Genomic DNA, 17,005 nt, shown 5'->3' with positions numbered 1-17,005 from the left:
CAAAACACCTAAACCACTTGTTCCCTAAATTCTTTAGGGGATAGGTGGTTTAATTTTTCTTGAATTCGCACACAATTGTAGTAATGAATGTATTCTAGCACAATCTTTCGCACAGTTGTGTTGGATACTTTTGTTATCTCTTGTGAATAGAAGGCTTCACTTTTCAAATGACCAAAGAAGCTTTCCATGACGGCATTATCATGGCAATTTCCTCTCCGGGACATGCTGGTGATAATGCCATTTTCTTTGGCATATGCTTGAAATTCCTTCGCTGTATAAATACTTCCTTGATCTGAGTGAAGAAGGACATCTTTTACTTTTCGCCCTCTCATTGCTTGTTTTAATGTCTTCATTGCTAATGGCAGTGCTTGGGACTCGCTGATGACATAACTAATAATTTCACGATTAAAGGCATCCATAATCGTTGATAAATACAAGGTACGCTCTCCAAATAATAGATACGTCACATCCGTAAACCACTTTTCATTTGGTGCGGATGCATCGAATTGGCGTTCCAATCGATGAGGGGCTATTACTGGCTCCGCACCACTGATATATTTCTTTTTCTTTCGACGAACTTTTGAGAGAATCTGATTTTGTCTCATGATTCGTAATACTTTTTTATGATTCACACACAGTCCCATTTTCCGAAGAGTTGCGGTCACTCTTCGATATCCATATCGTAATTTATGCCGAAGACAAACATCCTTTATTTTCTCTTCTATCTCATCTCTTAGGTCCACTGTTCGTTGTAACCAACGATAAAATGTAGACCGGGGTAATTCTAATACATTACACAATTCTTTTACCGTTAGTTTTGTTTTGAAATCGGTCCATAAAGTAACTACAGTTTCCAGGTTCAACTCCTTTCGATTTCCGGATACTTTCCCCATATCAGTAATTTTGTTTTTAACTGTTTATTTTCTAACCGTAGCTGTTCCAATTCATTTAACTCTTTTGGCCCTTTTCCATAAGAATATTGCTTTCCTACAGGTTGTTGAAAACGGTACGTTTGACCGGTACGATACCACTTCATCCATGTCTTAATTTGGGAAACATTTTTAATTCCAAACTTCTCCATAATGGTCCGATTGGAATATCCATCCTTTTTCATTTCAATCACTTTCCACTTTATTTCTTCTGGGTAATGAACTCTTGTCTTCAAACCAAAAACACCTCCATTGAATTTGCATACTTAGTATGCGAATTCAGGAGGTGTTTTTTTCATGTACCACTATTCGGGTTCACTTCACTTCATCCAGAGGTTCTTGGTGCACTGATCCCAGTAGATAACGTAAAAAAATGGATTTACCATGTAGCCTACGATCCATTAAAAGGAGAGGGACCAGAGGATTTCACTATAGAACGTTGTAAACAAATTATTGAAATAGCAATTGGAAGTACAAATGTTGAGTCAGAAATATTAAGTGTTTTACCGTGGGAAGCGGCCGAAAGTACAGCAATGAAATTTCAAGGAAATCGAGTCTTTCTAGTTGGAGATTCAGCACATATTATGCCGCCAACAGGCGGATTTGGTTCAAATACAGGAATACAAGATGCGCATAACTTAGCTTGGAAATTAGCGGCTGTTATAAAAGGGAAGGCAAAACCAAAATTGTTAGAAACATATCATGAAGAGAGACACTCTGTTGCAAAATTAACGACAGCTTATGCAAGTAGTTTACTGTTTCGTGCTGCGAATAGAGAGGAAGGCAGTTTGAATAATATGGATGGTTTAGCTGTTACAGTTGGATATCAGTATTGTTCAGAGGCGATTATAGATGATTCAGTCACTCCGCATAGAATGGATAGTGTAGAGTTGAACGGCAGATCTGGAACGCGAGCGCCACATGTATGGGGAACGTATGCAGGGAAGAAAGTTTCTATATTAGACTTATTCGGTAACAGTTTTGTATTACTTACAGGAGTAGAAAATAGTTCTTGGGCTGAAGCAGCACATACTGTTTCAGCTAAATTAGGAATAAATATAAAAGGGTATCGTGTTGGCTTAAGTGGAGACTTTATTGTTCAAGAAGATATTTTTAGCAAATTATATGGTATAGAGAATGGAGGTGCTGTATTAATTAGACCAGATGGCTTTATCGGATGGCGTTCGGCAAAAGAGGTATCAAATCTAGATACAGTGCTTAACGAAGTAATGAATCATTTATTGTGTAACTTTTAATTAACTAGGAAGAATTGTCTTATATAAGGCAATTCTTCTATTCCCTTTCAACTTACAAAATAAAAATATTGTAAGTTGAAAAAGGATATGTTAATCTTATAACCTAATTGAAATAGTATTTTTTTGCACTCAACTTACAAATAATAAAAAATGTAAGTTGTTATTTAAATAATATTATTATGTAAATAAAATGGACGGTGAGAAAAATGACAGATAAGGCGTTAACGAAAAATGTTGTTTTAGATGCAGCGGAAAAAGAGTTAATGAAATATGGATGGAGTAGGACGACACTTGTTAGTATTGCGAAGTCACTTGATGTTAGTCATGCGGCTTTATATTCTTACTTTCGGAGTAAGGCCACGCTACGCGATGCCATTTTAGAAAGGTGGCTGCTTAAGTACTCGGATCAGCTTGAGCAAATTGTGGGAAAAGATGGAGATACAGAAATCATATTACAAGAGTGGTTCGTTTGTTTATTTCAGCTTAAAAAGAAAGAGTTACTTGAAAACGAAGAGTTATTTACATTGAATAGTTCGTTAGTGCAGCAAAAGAATAAGGTGATTCAAAAGCATGAAGAAAGATTAGTTGGACAACTGGAGAAAGTGATAAATCGCGGGATAGAACGCAATGAGATTAAAAAACAGGATAGTTTATTTTTAGCACATACGTTATTTGGGTTACTTGCATCGTTTTATCACCCTGCTTTTTCTGAGAGATGGAAAGAAGAGAGGATCAACGAAGAGTTTCAAAAGTCATGGGAAATTGTTGCCTGTGGCATTTTTCAAAAGTAAAGGGTTACGTATCATATAAGGCTTTCAAATAGTATGAGAAGGGGAGATTATATGAGTCATTATAAAGAAGAGCAACAACGTGTCAATGTAGTCATTGAAAAAGTAGATGAAGAACTGAAAGAGCTTGATGTCCGAGTTGGATCGGTGAAGTCTGAAATTGTTAGTATTGGAAAAAACTTTTGGGAAGATGTAAAAGTAAATATAGATAATATTAAAGAAGCGGTTGAAACGGCGGCGAGTATTAGGCAAGAGGCAGAAGTTCTTGCTGAAAGAGAACATACACATCGTCATACGAAAAATGAATATAACCTTTTAACGAAAATAAAAGAAACGCCGTATTTTGGGCGGATTGATTTTAAAGAAGATGCTGAAGCGGATACCGATGAAATGTATATTGGTATCGGCTCTTTTTATGATAAAGAAAGTGATGAGTTTTTAGTATATGATTGGCGGGCACCTATTTCGAGTCTTTATTATGATTACACTTTAGGAAGGGCACAGTATAAAGCGCCTATTGGTACGATTTCAGGCGATTTGCTTCTAAAACGTCAATACATGATTCGAAACGGAACGATTCAAAGTATGTTTGATACAGGTGTGACGATAGGTGATGAATTATTACAAGAAGTACTTGGACGCAATGCAAGTGAACAAATGAAAAGTATTGTAGCGACAATACAAAGGGAACAAAATCAAATTATTCGAAATGATAAAAGTGATGTGTTAATTGTGCAAGGGACTGCTGGGAGTGGGAAAACTTCAGCAGCACTGCAGCGTGTTGCTTATTTATTGTATCGTTACCGCGGGATAGTTCATGCGGATCAAATTTTACTGTTTTCTCCGAATGAGTTGTTCAATAGTTATATCGCGAATGTTTTACCAGAGCTTGGGGAAGAGAATATGCAACAAACGACTTTCCAATCGTATGTGGAACATATGATTGGAAAAAGCTTTACTGTAGAAGATTCATTCGCGCAGTTAGAATACGTTTTAACGAAAAAGCATGAAAGTACGTATGAAACTAGAGTGAAAGGAATTCGGTATAAATCCTCAGTTGAATTTATGGGACTACTTGAGAAATACGCGAGAAGCTTAAGTGAAAAAGGTTTACACTTTCATGATGTTACATGTAGAGGTGAAGTGCTCATAGAGGCAAAATCCATATGTGAATATTTTTATAGTTTAGATATTTCTATTGCTATACCGAATCGAATGCAACTTACAATGGAATGGATTCTTCAGAAGTTACATGAATTTGAAAAGATAGAAGCGAAAAAAGATTGGGTGGAACGAGAAATTCAGTATTTAAATAAAGAAGATTACAATCGCTTATATGAAAAATTAGAGAAAGATAATCAATTTGATTATTATGAGAAGGAACATGAGCTATTAACGAAATATGTAGTGAAGAAACATTTTCGTTCGTTACGTAGAAAGGTGAAAAAATATGCTTTTATAAATCATACTGCGATTTTTGAGCAGTTATTTGAAAGCATTCAGAAAGATCTTTTCGTACCAAATTGTTGGGAAGATATATGTAAGCAAACGGTGAAGCGTTTGAAGAACAAACAACTAGCAAATGAAGATGCTATGCCGTATTTGTTTTTAAAAGAATTACTGGAAGGGTTTAAAACGAATCATCTTGTGAAGTTTGTATTCGTTGATGAAATGCAAGATTATACACCTTTTCAATTAGTATTTTTAAAACGACTATTTCCGAAGGTGAGATGGACGTTACTTGGTGATTGTAATCAAAATATTTTCTCTCATGATCTTAATAGAGAGAACAATATCGTCTCCACATTATTTGCAGATCGTAAGGTAGAAATAGTCCAGCTTAACCGTAGTTATCGATCGACAAAACCGATAATTGAATTTACAAAGTGTATGATTTCAAATGGAAATGATATTGAAGCTTTTAACAGGGATGGTAAGAAGCCCGTTTATATACAAGTAAGTGATGAACGAGAGCGTGTAGAGAATATGGTGCTTAAGGTGAAAGAGTTAAAAGAAAAAGAACATAAAACAATTGCAATCATTTGTAAAACAAATGAAGAATGTATGAAAGTGATATGGCTAATAGGGGATACATTACATGCCCATCTTATGCAACAAGAGAATACAACTTATGAGAAAGGCGTTGTTGTTATTCCAGCTTATTTGGCGAAAGGGATAGAGTTTGATGCTGTTATTATATTTGATGCTTCTAAATCCAGCTACTATAGAGAGTCTGAACGCAATTTGTTTTACACAGCATGTACGAGGGCTATGCATGAATTATATGTATATTATGCTGGAGAACTAACGGAATTCCTGACGCATGTTCCAGAAAAATTATATATAAGGGAGAAATGTTAGATGACGAATCAATATAATATTTTTCAAAATTGTAGTAAGGAAGTTGCGTTGGTATTACCAATTCCGAAGTATGTAAAATTAGTACGGGAACATAATGAATTACGTGACGGTGTGAATGTTGCCATTCAGCGTTATCAAGCAGAGGAGCCGTTACATTACGGCGGTGCTCACATTACAATTATTACTTCTCAAAATGGTAAGCGTTTATTAAGCTATACGAGTATGATGCCGGTATACGCTAATACATTACCTCATAAAGATGAGGCGGAAAAAATAGCGATGGATGTAATGGAAAAGGTTGATCAACAATATGCAAGTGGTTTAACTTTACTACGCATAGAAAAACAAACGAGACAGTATAAAGAGGAAAGAGAAATTGTTACTTTCCCTGTTTTGTGGGTGAAAATGATGCATCATAACGGCAGTTTCAACTGGGTAACAATTGGCGGAGAAGGACAAATCATTGAATTTGAGCGCGAAGTACGCTGGGATTATATGATGAGCCGCCGTCAGACAGAAATGTGGTATTACGATGATTGGGTATTGGCGCGTACGGGGAAAGGGCCACAATTAATGGCGCCAGCTGCTTTAGCGTAAAGATTATCTCTTAAAATAATATTCACAAATTTAAATAGGTTTGATATGATTAAATTCGACAAGTTAATAGAGGCCGGAGATATTTGAGAAAAGCCATAAATTTATTTGGGGATACAGGAGTGTATTCTAAATAATTTATGGCTTTTTTTTATTGAATGAACCGTACAAAATAGGGAGTTATATGTGAAAAGGAGGGTTATAGGAATTAAATAGTATAGTAACAATTTTTTATATTAATAACATAGAGGGAATATATTTTTAAGATTGGAATTTTAATATAAGCTTATAAAAATAATGAAAGTATGTCTTCTATTTCGTGTAAATCTCATTAGCTTGTTGAAATTTGCAACGTAGGAAGGGTTTGAAGGATGAGAAAGATTATTAGCGTATTAGTTATTTTCTTTACGATGGGAAGTATCTTTGCTGGGGGAGCTGTTCATGCAAAGTCAGAAGGAAAGCATGAGTGGAATGCGAATAAGTTTTTAAATATTGCACATCGCGGAGCAAGTGGACATGCACCTGAGCACACTTTTGCTTCTTATGATCTAGTGAAAAAAATGAAAGCGGATTATTTAGAGTTAGATATTCAATTAACAAAGGATGGCCAATTAATTGCAATGCATGATACGGCAGTTGATCGTACTACAAATGGAACAGGCGAAGTACGAGATAAAACGTTAAGCGAAATAAAGAGTTTAGATGCAGGATCATGGTTTAATAAAGCGTATCCAGAAAAGGCTAAACAAGAGTATGTTGGGCAAAAAGTGCCGACTCTTGAAGAAATCTTCCAAAAGTACGGAAGAAGCATGAAGTATTATATTGAAACAAAATCACCAGATGTATATCCAGGAATGGAAGAGAAATTGTTGGCGTTGTTACAAAAATATAATTTAGTAGGTCAAAACATGTCTTCTAGCCGAGTAATGATTCAATCATTTAGTAAAGATAGTTTGAAAAAGATTCATAGTATGAATGAAAATATCCCGCTAGTTCAATTGCTTTGGTATTATCCAAATGATAACAATGAAATTGTCGAATGGTCTGGCATTACACATGAGCCGAAAAGTGTAACGAATGATGATTTTCAAGAAATTAAAAAGTATGCAGCCGGTATTGGGCCAAATTTACGTAATGATAACGGAGAACTAATTATTGATGAATCATATATGAAAATGGCTAGAAAAAATGGACTGTTAATTCACCCTTATACAATTAATGAGAAACCAGATATGAGACTGTTAATCAAATGGGGTGCTACAGGAATGTTTACAAATTATCCAGATCGATTACATAGTGTATTGAAAGAAAAATAAGTGAAAAAGGGTATGCCATTGTTTTGGTATACCCTTTTTAATCTAACTCCCCAATAAACAAAATCTCTTTTTCATAGCATTCATCTTCATCATAAATAATTTCTTGAAAGTGAAGCGTTTTGAAGGAATGACAAACTGGCATTTCCCATGTCTTCCCAAAATCAATTTCATTTGAAAGAAGAATCCATTTTTGAAATTCACTATTTCCATTAAAGAAATTATGAAAGTAGTCCTCATTTTTAAATATAATGATTTGCGAATCCCACAAATTATTTATAGAAATCAAAACAACAACTCGATATGTATGTGTATCGCTCGGTTTCATATTTATTAAATGATTTGCTTGATTTAATAAGGTTTGAATACATAATCGCTTTACTTTTCTAGGTGTTTTACGAGAGTCAATAAAAGCTTGCGAAACTGGCAATAGCATATTCCAATATTCATCGTTATAGAAAGTAGAAGGGAACGTTTTTGTATGTTCCTCAATTCGCTTTATCATAGTGTTTGTTTTTCGTTTCATACCACGTATTTTCTTTTCACGCATTGAGAGTCATCTCCATAAATTTTTGTAATGCAGCAGAGTGATATATATCTTTTCTAGTAATAAAAGTAGTAGGAACTTTTTTGAAGCTATTTGGCAAAGGATTGAATGATATGTCATGTTTATGACCATTTAAAATAGACTTCATCATAATTGCTACGCCCATACCTGATTTTACACATGCGAGTATCGCTTCAATTGTTCCAAACTCTAATACTCGTTTAGGTGAAATTCCTTCTTCTTGAAGCCAATTTTCTAATAAATTTCTATAATAGCACCCGTGACTAAATGCAAGTAAATTCATGTCTCCTATGTCTTTAAAGGAAGATAAAGGCTTTTTGCTAATGAGAACTAATTCTTCTTCATGAAATATATTTGTATGAAGTTCAGCATGCTGAGTGGTTCCAGCGATAAACGCCCCGTCTAGTTTTCGTTCTAATACAAGTCTAATCAATTGTTCCGTCGTATTTGATTCTAAAATCAATTCGACTTTTGGGTATTCCTCATAATAGGCCGTTAATATAGATGGAAGTCTTACAGCGGTTGTAGATTCTGTACATCCAATTTTTAAAGTGCCCCTTGGTTCGATCCCATTACTTTGAACTGCTTTAACAGATTGATCCATTAAGTGGATAATTTGTTTAGCGTATGTTAATAAAATCTCACCGTTAGAAGTTAAAGTTACACCTTTTCCGTTTCGGTAAAATAAAGGTACACCTAGTTCATTTTCTAGTTGTTTTATACGCATTGTTACGCCAGACTGTACATAGTTTAAATTTTTAGCTGCGTGAGATATGTTTTTTTCTTTCGCAACTTCGTAAAATACAGTTAAATCTTTTATATCCAAGTATCATCCCTCCATAAAAGGTATCATTTTTTTTGATGGATTACATGATAAATCTTTATTTTATATGATATCAGAACTTTCATACAATGGAAGGGGATGGAGGGATTATTGTGTTAATGGAAGAAAGGATGAATGGTACTTATAAGTGGGTTATGTTAATTTTTGCGACAGTTGCTCAAACAACAGCGACACTTATAACGTATGGTGTTGGAGCATTTGCTTTATTTTGGAAAGAAGAATATGCACTTACGAATACGGAGAGTGGATTGTTAGTAAGTGTTGTAAATATAGGACCGCTATTTTGTATGCTTTTTGTTGGGCGGCTACTTGATCAATACAATGAAAAGTTGTTAATTTCGATAAGTTTATTTTTACTAGGGGTTTCGTTTTTACTGACTAATATGGTCAATGGATTTAATGGGTTACTCTTTGTACTTTTATTAGTAGGAACGTTTTATAGTGTTTCGCAGCCAGGAGGAAGTAAGGTGATAATGAAGTGGTTCTCAAAAGAAAATCGCGGGTTAGCGATGGGGATTAGACAAGCCGGTATACCGATTGGTGGTACATTAGCGGGAGTATTGATCCCGTTTCTTACAATAAAATATAATATGGCCTATGCGGTAAATAGCATTGCATGCATTTGTATAATTGGAGGGTTTTTATTTTTTATATTTTATAAGGAACCATATATTCAAGAGAAAGTTAAACAAGAACGTAGTAAACTTTCTTTTTGGATGCAGTTAAAAGAAGTGATGTGTAAAAAAGAGTTGTATGCAATTTATATAACTGGTATTTGTATGATTTCATTGCAAATGGTGTTAGTTGGACATTTTATAAAATTTTTAGTAACAGAACAATCAATTACACCAATTTTAGCCGGAAAAGTATTTTCCGTTATGTTCTTTTCTGGAATGGTTGGTAGGGTTATATTAGCAGCTACTAGTGATTTGTTTTATAAGGGGAATCGGCGGACCCCTTTATTTATAACTGTTTGTATTTCTATTTTCTTCATTCTAATATTAGTAATGAGCATACATACAATAACGAATGTATTGTATGGTGTAAGTGCATTGTTAGGGTTCTTTTCAATTGGATGGTTTAGTCTTTTTATAGCTGAAGTTTCAGAATCAGCAAGTGAAGAATCGGTAGGGATGACAGTGAGTTTTGCACTTACATTAAATCAAATTGCCATTATTGTTGCGCCTGCTTTATTTGGTTATATTGTAGATAAGAAGGGATATACGTACGCGTGGTTATGCATAGTTGTATTACTAACTATTTCAGCGGTTAGCTTATATAGGAAGTATAGAAAATGAAGGAATGTTAGCAATGTAAATTTTTTATGAAGAAAGTCTAAAGAAATGTTGAATGAGCGACATTTCTTTTTTTATTTGTTGTATAATCAAAATGTAAATGAGATTCGTTTTCAATTTCGTTCATTACCTCTTTTGAAATTACCTGTAATTTTAGCCATAATTAGCTGTTTTTCTTTATCGTTATTTGCATGATTTATTTTATTTAAAAATTTTTCAGCATCATTTCCTTTTAATGTTATAATTTGTTTTCCGTAATATTCAATTGATACCATGTTGTTTTTTGTTATCCGATAATGAAACATCTTATCATCTAAACGATTGCGTTTATCGGTATTTTTCATATTACATCTCCATTCTTTTTAGTATATAACAAATGTTACAAAAGAATTTGAAATTATAGTGTAATGCATCCGATTGTATGTTGGAAATTTTGCAAGAAAGAAATACAATAGAGAGTAGTAAAAATTGAAAATGAGAAAAAGGAATCTAGTTTTAACAGAGTGAATATTAAATAATATTATAATATACTTGATAATTAAAAGATATAAAATAGAATGGATCTACGTTAAGTGAAACTAGATAAAAGAGGGTTCCTAGTATGTTAAAGAAATGGTTAATCGTTTTCTTTATTTTTGCTGTTTTTTGTGGAAGTGTTGTTACACTAATACATGCAAATAAAGGAAAAAAATATGATGCAAAGGCATTTTCTAATGTAAATAGTAAGCAAAAAGATGTTAAGCAGGAAGTTGATGCGAATGAGAAAAAGCGTTATGAAATTGCAGCTGGAAAACTAGATCAGTACTTAAAAGATAAAGGATTTAATGGGAGTGTTCTTGTAGCAAGTAAAGATCATGTCATTTTACGAAAAGGCTACGGTTATGCGAATGTGAAAGATCAAGTATTAACGACGCCAAGAACGAAATATCGCATTGGGTCTATTACGAAAACAGTAGTTGCAATATCTATTATGCAACTAAAAGAAAAAGGGAAGTTGAACATTGAAGACAATGTAAATAAATATATCCCATCGTTTCCGGCAGATAAAAACATTACGTTACGAAACTTGTTAACACATACGTCTGGATTACCAGAACAGGGACAAGGTAGTGTTGACGCAGCATCACGGTTAAAATTAGTAACATGGATTGGGGCACAAACGTTACAATTTCCAGCAGGGACAGGATGGAAATATACAGATTATAATTATATGGTGCTTGCATATATTGTAGAAAAAATATCGAATAAACCACTTGCTGAATATGTGAAAGAAAATATTTTGACTCCTGTTGAAATGCATGAATCTGGAATGGGCGCAACACTCCCAGAAGATATTTTCTTAGCAGAAGGGTATACGAAAAAAGATAATAAGTTAATAGCCACGCCTCGCTTAAAAATGAACTGGCTGTATGGTTGTGGTGAAATGTATACGACTGTTGAAGATATGAAAAAGTTAGATGAAGCTATTATGGATGGTAAACTACTTTCTAAACAAAGTGTATCAGATATGTTTTCTGCATCACCTGCAAGAAAATATGGATTTAGTTTCTATATTTACCCAGATTATTATCATAACCACGGTGTATTAGCTGGCTGGAACACTTTTAATAATTTTAACTGGGATAAACGAACGTTTGTCATATTATTTTCTAACGTCCAAAATGGTATGAATGATGCATTTAATCAAGAATTTAGGAAAATGGCGAATGATTTAATAGAAGGAAAATAATTATAAAAAATCGGTATTGATATGTAATTATCAATACCGATTTTTTTATTTTGCAAAGTTTTACTTACTGAATAAAGTGAAACTTTAATCAGTGGGGTGTGTTCATCTCCCACCTAACTTCTTTGCTTCCGCTGAATTTTGAGGTGGGGGTCTTACTGCCCATAAATAGCGGGATAAATAGGTAAAAAAGGTGATTGGCATTTGAATAAATCTAAATAGGTAGTTAAATGATAAGTAATGCAAAGAACAATTGGTAATTTTTACATTGATAAAAAAGCTTGAGCTTCACACTATGTGAAGCTTTACATTATTGGAGACAAGAACAGGAGGTTGAAAAAATGAAAAAGGCAATAAAGTTTTGTTTAATAGCTACATTATCTACAACGATTATTAGTGGATGCTCTTTTGAGGGTAACAATGAAAATGTTAAAGGGAAAGAAGGAGAAAAAGTAGAGGTACAGAAAAATGCTGGGAAATATACGATGCCAGATGAAAAAGATAAACATGAAGGTACATGGCTGCAATGGCCACATGAGTACACATATGGCGAAGAGTATAAGCAGGAAGTTGAACCTATTTGGGTTAAGATGGCAAGTGCTTTAACTGAGGGTGAGAAAGTCCACATTATTGCATATGACCAGGAAGAAAAAGAAAGAATCAATAAGCTTTTAACAGATGAAGGGTTAAATATGGAGAAGATTGATTTCTTTATCGCGCCTACTGATGATGTATGGGCAAGGGACAGTGGACCAATTTTTGTTTATGACAGCAACAAAAATCTCAAAATATTAGATCCAGCATTTAATGGTTGGGGGAAGAAGACACCTTATAAAAATGATGCTCAAATACGTAAGAATGTTAGTAAGCAATCAGGAATTGAAAGAATTGATTGGGGGAAATTTGTCCTTGAAGGCGGCGCAATTGAATTAGACAGCAATGGGACTGCGTTATTAACTCGAAGTGCGGTAACGAATAAAAATAGAAATCCTGATTTATCAGAAAAGGAAATTGAAAAATATATAAGTGATCTTGGGGTATCAAACTTTATTTGGTTAGATGGAGTACCTAATTTAGATATTACGGACTTTCATATTGATGGATTTGCTAAATTCCATAATAAATCTACCATTGTAACGATGAAAGAAGATGACCTAGCTGAATGGGGTTTATCCAATAAAGATATGGATACATTGTTAGATGCCAAAAATGCTTCAGGACAGAAATATAAGTATGAATACTTGCCGCTTAGTAAAGAAAAGGTTGCTTTAGAGAATGGAAAAACTCTCGATTATAAGGGATCGTATATCAATTATTATATTGGGAATACAGTTGTATTAGTGCCTAATTATAATGATCCGAATGATAAAATCGCAAACGATACGATTCAGAAGTTATACCCAGATCGTAAAGTAGTCGGTATTGATGTGAGAGAGTTGTATAAAAACGGCGGTATGATTCATTGTGTGACACAACAACAACCAATTGCATTGAAGTAATTAATTGTAATTTCGTTGTGCTGCTATATAGACAAAATAGGTGAAATCTTATCTTTACCTATTTTGTCGTTCCTTATTATTTGTAAAAATAAAAATTAAATATAATGATAATTGAATTGTAGTGTATGTTCGCTTTTCGTTTTATATGGTAAAGGAGAAAAATGTTTGTGTTAAAGAATTTTAAAATAGTGTTTTCGTATTTCCCTATCGTTTTACAGTACATTTTAAATGTAGCTTTAATTTGCTTAGGGGTTGTTCTAAGTGTATTTCTTATGAAAGAAGTCATTCAGTTTATACAAGAACTGAAATTGGATGGTAATGAATCTAGTTATCATTTAATTGATAGTATCGTCGTATTCTTTCTGTACTTCGAATTCATCGTAATGATTATAAAGTATTTTCAAATGAATTTTCATTTTCCATTACGATATTTTATATATATAGGTATAACAGCTATTGTTCGTCTTATTATTATAGATCACGATAGTCCGTTAGATTTATTGTTATATGCCTGTGCAATCTTTGTATTAATTAGTGCGTTGTTCATTGCGAATTCTAAAATGATGCGTCGGGATTTAGAATAGTGAACATTTGTTGTTGAATTAAATAAGATATTTTATCTTTTTGAAAAAAGGAGTAACAGTATTGAAAGAAATAATCTTAACCAGCCTCATAATGATAGGATTTATGATTCTATTATTTAATTGTATACTTTCATGATTTAAAAGAATAAAAGGTTAATAGAGAAAGAGGTTTTTGTAAATATGGTTCATTACAATAATCAAAATAGTTTACATCAAATATTTACATTAAAAGGGACAATTATAAGAGATATTTTCCCGCAAATCGTATTATATACGTGTATTTCAACGATAGTAGCTGTGATTAATTATTACTATACAGAAATAAATATAAATCAGACTCCCTGGGTAATCGTCGGAGGAGCTTTAGGATTACTATTAGTGTTTCGTACGAATACTGCCTATGATCGGTACTGGGAAGGTAGAAAGCTGTTTGGCACGATTGGTGCTTGTACTAGAAATTTAGCAATTAGTTTTTTGTGTCATTGGGATTCTAAAGGGAAGAGTATGGAGCAGGAAAAAATAAAATTTTTACATCTATTAATTGCATTTCCAAAGTTAGCGAAAGGACACTTGAGAGAGGAAAAAGATTTATCTGAAGTGAAATCATTGCTTGCTGTCTGTTCTGAGAAGGAAAAAGCATTTTTGGTTGAGTCCAATCATTTACCGATTAGTATAGTTTTTATGTTAAAAACTATACTATCAAAAGGTTTGAAAACGGGGCAAATTCATCCAAATGCGATAATTAGTATGGAAACGGATTTGAATACGTTACTTACATCTGTGGGGGGATGTGATCGTATCAAAACAACACCTATTCCTTTTGCATATTTTGCTCATATAAAAATTTTATTGATTATATTTTGTGCGACTTTACCGATTGGTCTTGTTGATAGTCTCGGATGGTTTACAGTACTTGCGACTACGTTTATAAGTTTTGCATTCATAGGTATTGAAGCAATAGGGGTTGAAATTGAAGATCCCTTTGGTCAGGATCCAAATGATCTTCCGCTAGAAGGAATTTGTATAGGAGTAGAAGCGCATTTAGTGAATCTATATAATCAAAACAATCTATTAGAAGCAATGGGTTTGAATCGTGATAAAAAAATCATTTAATCATTTATTGTTGTTTTAAAATAAGTTATTTAAAAAACTTGTCAAGAGTCAATTTAAGGCTTAACGTCAGCTTTATATTTTTTATATAAATATATAATATTTCTCCATGCTATAATCCATTCATGAAATGTACATGTTGCATGAGTTGTAATGAAAAAAGATATAAATTTAGGAATAGTTTGCTTTGTGAAATCAGTTATGTAACTACTATTAAAAAGCGAGGTAAATAATATGGAACAAAAACATAATGGCATTATTTTTACTGCAATACCAGACGAATCGAATGAATATTATCAACCATTTTATGAAGACTTGATTTACTTTAATGAATGTTTAAATGAAAAGAAATCAATTGCAGATCAACTTATATCTTTATCTGTTGAAGAACAAGACTTTCATACGAGCTGTTTTGAGTATGATGATATTTGGCTAAGAGATGTTGCACCGGTTGTCACAACTCATCTAGTTAAATTTAAATATAGACCAAATTATTTGCCGGATGATCAGGGGCGATATTTAGATCAACAGTTTAATAAATGGTTGAAAAAGAACGATTTTGAATATGTGAAATCCCCATTAATATTAGATGGTGGTAATCTTATTTGGAATAAAAAAGATACCGTAATATTAACAGAACGTATATTTGATGATAACGATGATTGGACAGAAGAGGAAATTATTGAGCAGTTAGAATGGGATTTAGATGTGAGTCGAGTTATTATTATTCCTGCTGAAGAAGGGGATGTACTAGCACACGCAGACGGAATGGTTAAATTTATTGATGAACATACAATGTTTATTAGTGATTTTTTAGGGGATCATGAATTTAGATATAGTGTTCAAGAGATTATTCAAGAACAAATGCCAGAAGCTGCATTTATAGTTGTTCCTTCATCATATACAGAGAAAGGACAATATGATCAAGAGATAGCATCGGCAAAAGGGTTGTATATAAATATGTTAGAATCATGTGATGCTCTTTATGTTCCTAAGTTTGGACTAGCTAAAGATGAGGAAGTTTTACGATATATTCAACAGTATACGGAGAAGCAAGTTATTCAAATTCATGTAGGAGAAATATCAACAATGGGAGGCGCAATGAATTGTTTAACATGGTATTGTCCAAGTCATTTGTTACCTTCAAAAATGAGAAGATTAAAAAATCAGAATGAAGATTTTTCAATGAAGAAGATTTTTGATTGGTTTTAATAAATAAGTAATGAAAAGAAAATATATTCAAGGAGTATTGATATGTATACCATCGCTGAGTTTTCTCGGATTTGTAAAATGAGTACGCGGATGTTAAGACATTATGACAAAGAGGAGATATTAAAACCGGCATATGTGAATCCGGTTAATGGGTATAGGTATTATGAACAAGGGCAGCTGGAAGTAGCGTTGAAAATCAAAAAGCTAAGGGAGTATAAATTTCCTCTTCCAAAAATTAAAATTGTTTTGCAGTCATCAGATCAAGATTCGTTTGTTCAACATATACAATCACAAATTATCGAGTTGTCTCATGAAGTGAAGCAAAATTTACAGGTTATTTCAGAAATGAATGAAATGGTAAAGGTGAATAGTAGTCTAAATATTGCTCGTCATAGAAATTACGATATATTAATGGGAATGAGGAATGAAGTAACGATAATTACTCAAAGAGTAAAAATAGATATAGATGATATGGATGATTATTTTTATGACTTATATGAAGAGGTACAAAAAAATGATTTTCAAATAGTCGGTTCGCCATCTGCAGTCTTTTATGATGAAGAATATATTCCAAGTAACAGTGATATTGAATTAAGAATCCCGGTTATGCAGGGGAATGATGAAGACGTAGTACAAGAATATGAAATGAAAAAACTAAGTCCACATCAAATCGTTACTACTATGCATTATGGAAGTTACGACTATATAGGTTACGCTTATATAGCGTTAGAAGAATGGGTTGAAAAAAATGGGTATGTAATAGTTAATTCGCCATATGAGGTTTATATAAAGGGACCTGAATGTGATTGTTTAGCAGAAGAGTATGTGACACAAATTTGTTTTTTAGTTACGAAAATAGAATGAGAATAAGGATTGACATTAACATTATGTCAATCCTTATTCTATGTACGAAAGCAATTTATCAT

Annotated in this window: 15 protein-coding genes and 1 pseudogene; 12 read left to right on the top strand and 4 right to left on the bottom strand. The window is 33.1% G+C overall.

Annotated features, from left to right (window positions below):
- Window positions 1-8: 8 nt before the first annotated feature.
- Window positions 9-1,165 (bottom strand): IS3 family transposase gene (locus AC241_RS17105; RefSeq protein ID WP_155417042.1). Its coding sequence is split into 2 segments (ribosomal slippage): window positions 9-916 and window positions 916-1,165, totalling 1,158 coding nucleotides; the frame shifts between segments, so codons are not numbered across the junction.
- Between the two features lie 69 nt (window positions 1,166-1,234).
- Here AC241_RS17105 and AC241_RS17095 point away from each other — a divergent pair.
- From AC241_RS17095 to AC241_RS17075, 5 genes and pseudogenes are all read left to right on the top strand, one after another.
- A pseudogene (locus AC241_RS17095) lies at window positions 1,235-2,185 on the top strand (FAD-dependent monooxygenase); the annotation flags it as partial.
- A 206-nt stretch (window positions 2,186-2,391) separates the two neighbouring features.
- Window positions 2,392-2,976 carry a TetR/AcrR family transcriptional regulator gene (locus AC241_RS17090; RefSeq protein WP_050844384.1) on the top strand — a complete coding sequence of 195 codons (585 nt, stop codon included), beginning with the start codon at window positions 2,392-2,394 and terminating at the stop codon, window positions 2,974-2,976.
- Window positions 2,977-3,027: 51 nt separating this feature from the next.
- On the top strand, window positions 3,028-5,334 hold the full coding sequence (gene helD / locus AC241_RS17085) for an RNA polymerase recycling motor HelD (RefSeq protein ID WP_050844383.1): 2,307 nt from the start codon (window positions 3,028-3,030) through the stop codon (window positions 5,332-5,334).
- Complete coding sequence (locus tag AC241_RS17080) at window positions 5,335-5,931, top strand: hypothetical protein (RefSeq protein ID WP_016080765.1); 597 nt, start codon at window positions 5,335-5,337, stop codon at window positions 5,929-5,931.
- 368 nt (window positions 5,932-6,299) lie between these two features.
- Window positions 6,300-7,244: a glycerophosphodiester phosphodiesterase gene (locus AC241_RS17075; protein WP_029442925.1), complete on the top strand. Its 945-nt coding sequence runs from the start codon at window positions 6,300-6,302 to the stop codon at window positions 7,242-7,244.
- A 37-nt stretch (window positions 7,245-7,281) separates the two neighbouring features.
- On the opposite strand, the gene AC241_RS17070 is transcribed toward AC241_RS17075, so the two are convergent.
- On the bottom strand, window positions 7,282-7,791 hold the full coding sequence (locus tag AC241_RS17070) for a DUF3916 domain-containing protein (RefSeq protein WP_050844382.1): 510 nt from the start codon (window positions 7,789-7,791) through the stop codon (window positions 7,282-7,284).
- Entirely contained in the window at window positions 7,784-8,635 is an 852-nt protein-coding gene (locus AC241_RS17065) for a LysR family transcriptional regulator (RefSeq protein ID WP_043936335.1), read from the bottom strand. Before AC241_RS17065 ends, AC241_RS17070 begins: the two co-directional genes overlap by 8 nt.
- A gap of 86 nt (window positions 8,636-8,721) precedes the next feature.
- On the opposite strand from AC241_RS17065, the gene AC241_RS17060 reads away from it, so the two are divergent.
- A complete protein-coding gene (locus tag AC241_RS17060; RefSeq protein WP_050844381.1) occupies window positions 8,722-9,951 on the top strand; it encodes an MFS transporter in 1,230 nt (409 codons plus the stop codon).
- Between the two features lie 110 nt (window positions 9,952-10,061).
- Here the strand turns inward: AC241_RS17060 and AC241_RS17055 are convergent, their stop codons facing one another.
- Window positions 10,062-10,292, bottom strand: a complete 231-nt coding sequence (locus AC241_RS17055; protein WP_050844380.1) for a hypothetical protein — start codon at window positions 10,290-10,292, stop codon at window positions 10,062-10,064.
- A 257-nt stretch (window positions 10,293-10,549) separates the two neighbouring features.
- On the opposite strand from AC241_RS17055, the gene AC241_RS17050 reads away from it, so the two are divergent.
- From AC241_RS17050 to AC241_RS17025, 6 genes are all read left to right on the top strand, one after another.
- On the top strand, window positions 10,550-11,677 hold the full coding sequence (locus AC241_RS17050; protein WP_029442921.1) for a serine hydrolase domain-containing protein: 1,128 nt from the start codon (window positions 10,550-10,552) through the stop codon (window positions 11,675-11,677).
- A 338-nt stretch (window positions 11,678-12,015) separates the two neighbouring features.
- Window positions 12,016-13,173, top strand: a complete 1,158-nt coding sequence (locus tag AC241_RS17045; RefSeq protein WP_050844379.1) for an agmatine deiminase family protein — start codon at window positions 12,016-12,018, stop codon at window positions 13,171-13,173.
- A 167-nt stretch (window positions 13,174-13,340) separates the two neighbouring features.
- A complete protein-coding gene (gene psiE / locus AC241_RS17040; RefSeq protein WP_000916570.1) occupies window positions 13,341-13,757 on the top strand; it encodes a phosphate-starvation-inducible protein PsiE in 417 nt (138 codons plus the stop codon).
- A gap of 180 nt (window positions 13,758-13,937) precedes the next feature.
- Entirely contained in the window at window positions 13,938-14,870 is a 933-nt protein-coding gene (locus AC241_RS17035; protein ID WP_029442920.1) for a bestrophin family protein, read from the top strand.
- A gap of 231 nt (window positions 14,871-15,101) precedes the next feature.
- Window positions 15,102-16,079, top strand: coding sequence for an agmatine deiminase family protein (locus tag AC241_RS17030; protein ID WP_016080774.1), 978 nt, complete (start codon window positions 15,102-15,104; stop codon window positions 16,077-16,079).
- 42 nt (window positions 16,080-16,121) lie between these two features.
- Window positions 16,122-16,943, top strand: a complete 822-nt coding sequence (locus AC241_RS17025; RefSeq protein ID WP_016080775.1) for a MerR family transcriptional regulator — start codon at window positions 16,122-16,124, stop codon at window positions 16,941-16,943.
- The last annotated feature ends 62 nt before the right edge of the window (window positions 16,944-17,005 follow it).

Source organism: Bacillus thuringiensis, assembly GCF_001182785.1.
In the GTDB taxonomy this organism is placed as follows: domain Bacteria; phylum Bacillota; class Bacilli; order Bacillales; family Bacillaceae_G; genus Bacillus_A; species Bacillus_A thuringiensis_S.
This window is presented reverse-complemented; position numbering and strand designations above follow the sequence as displayed.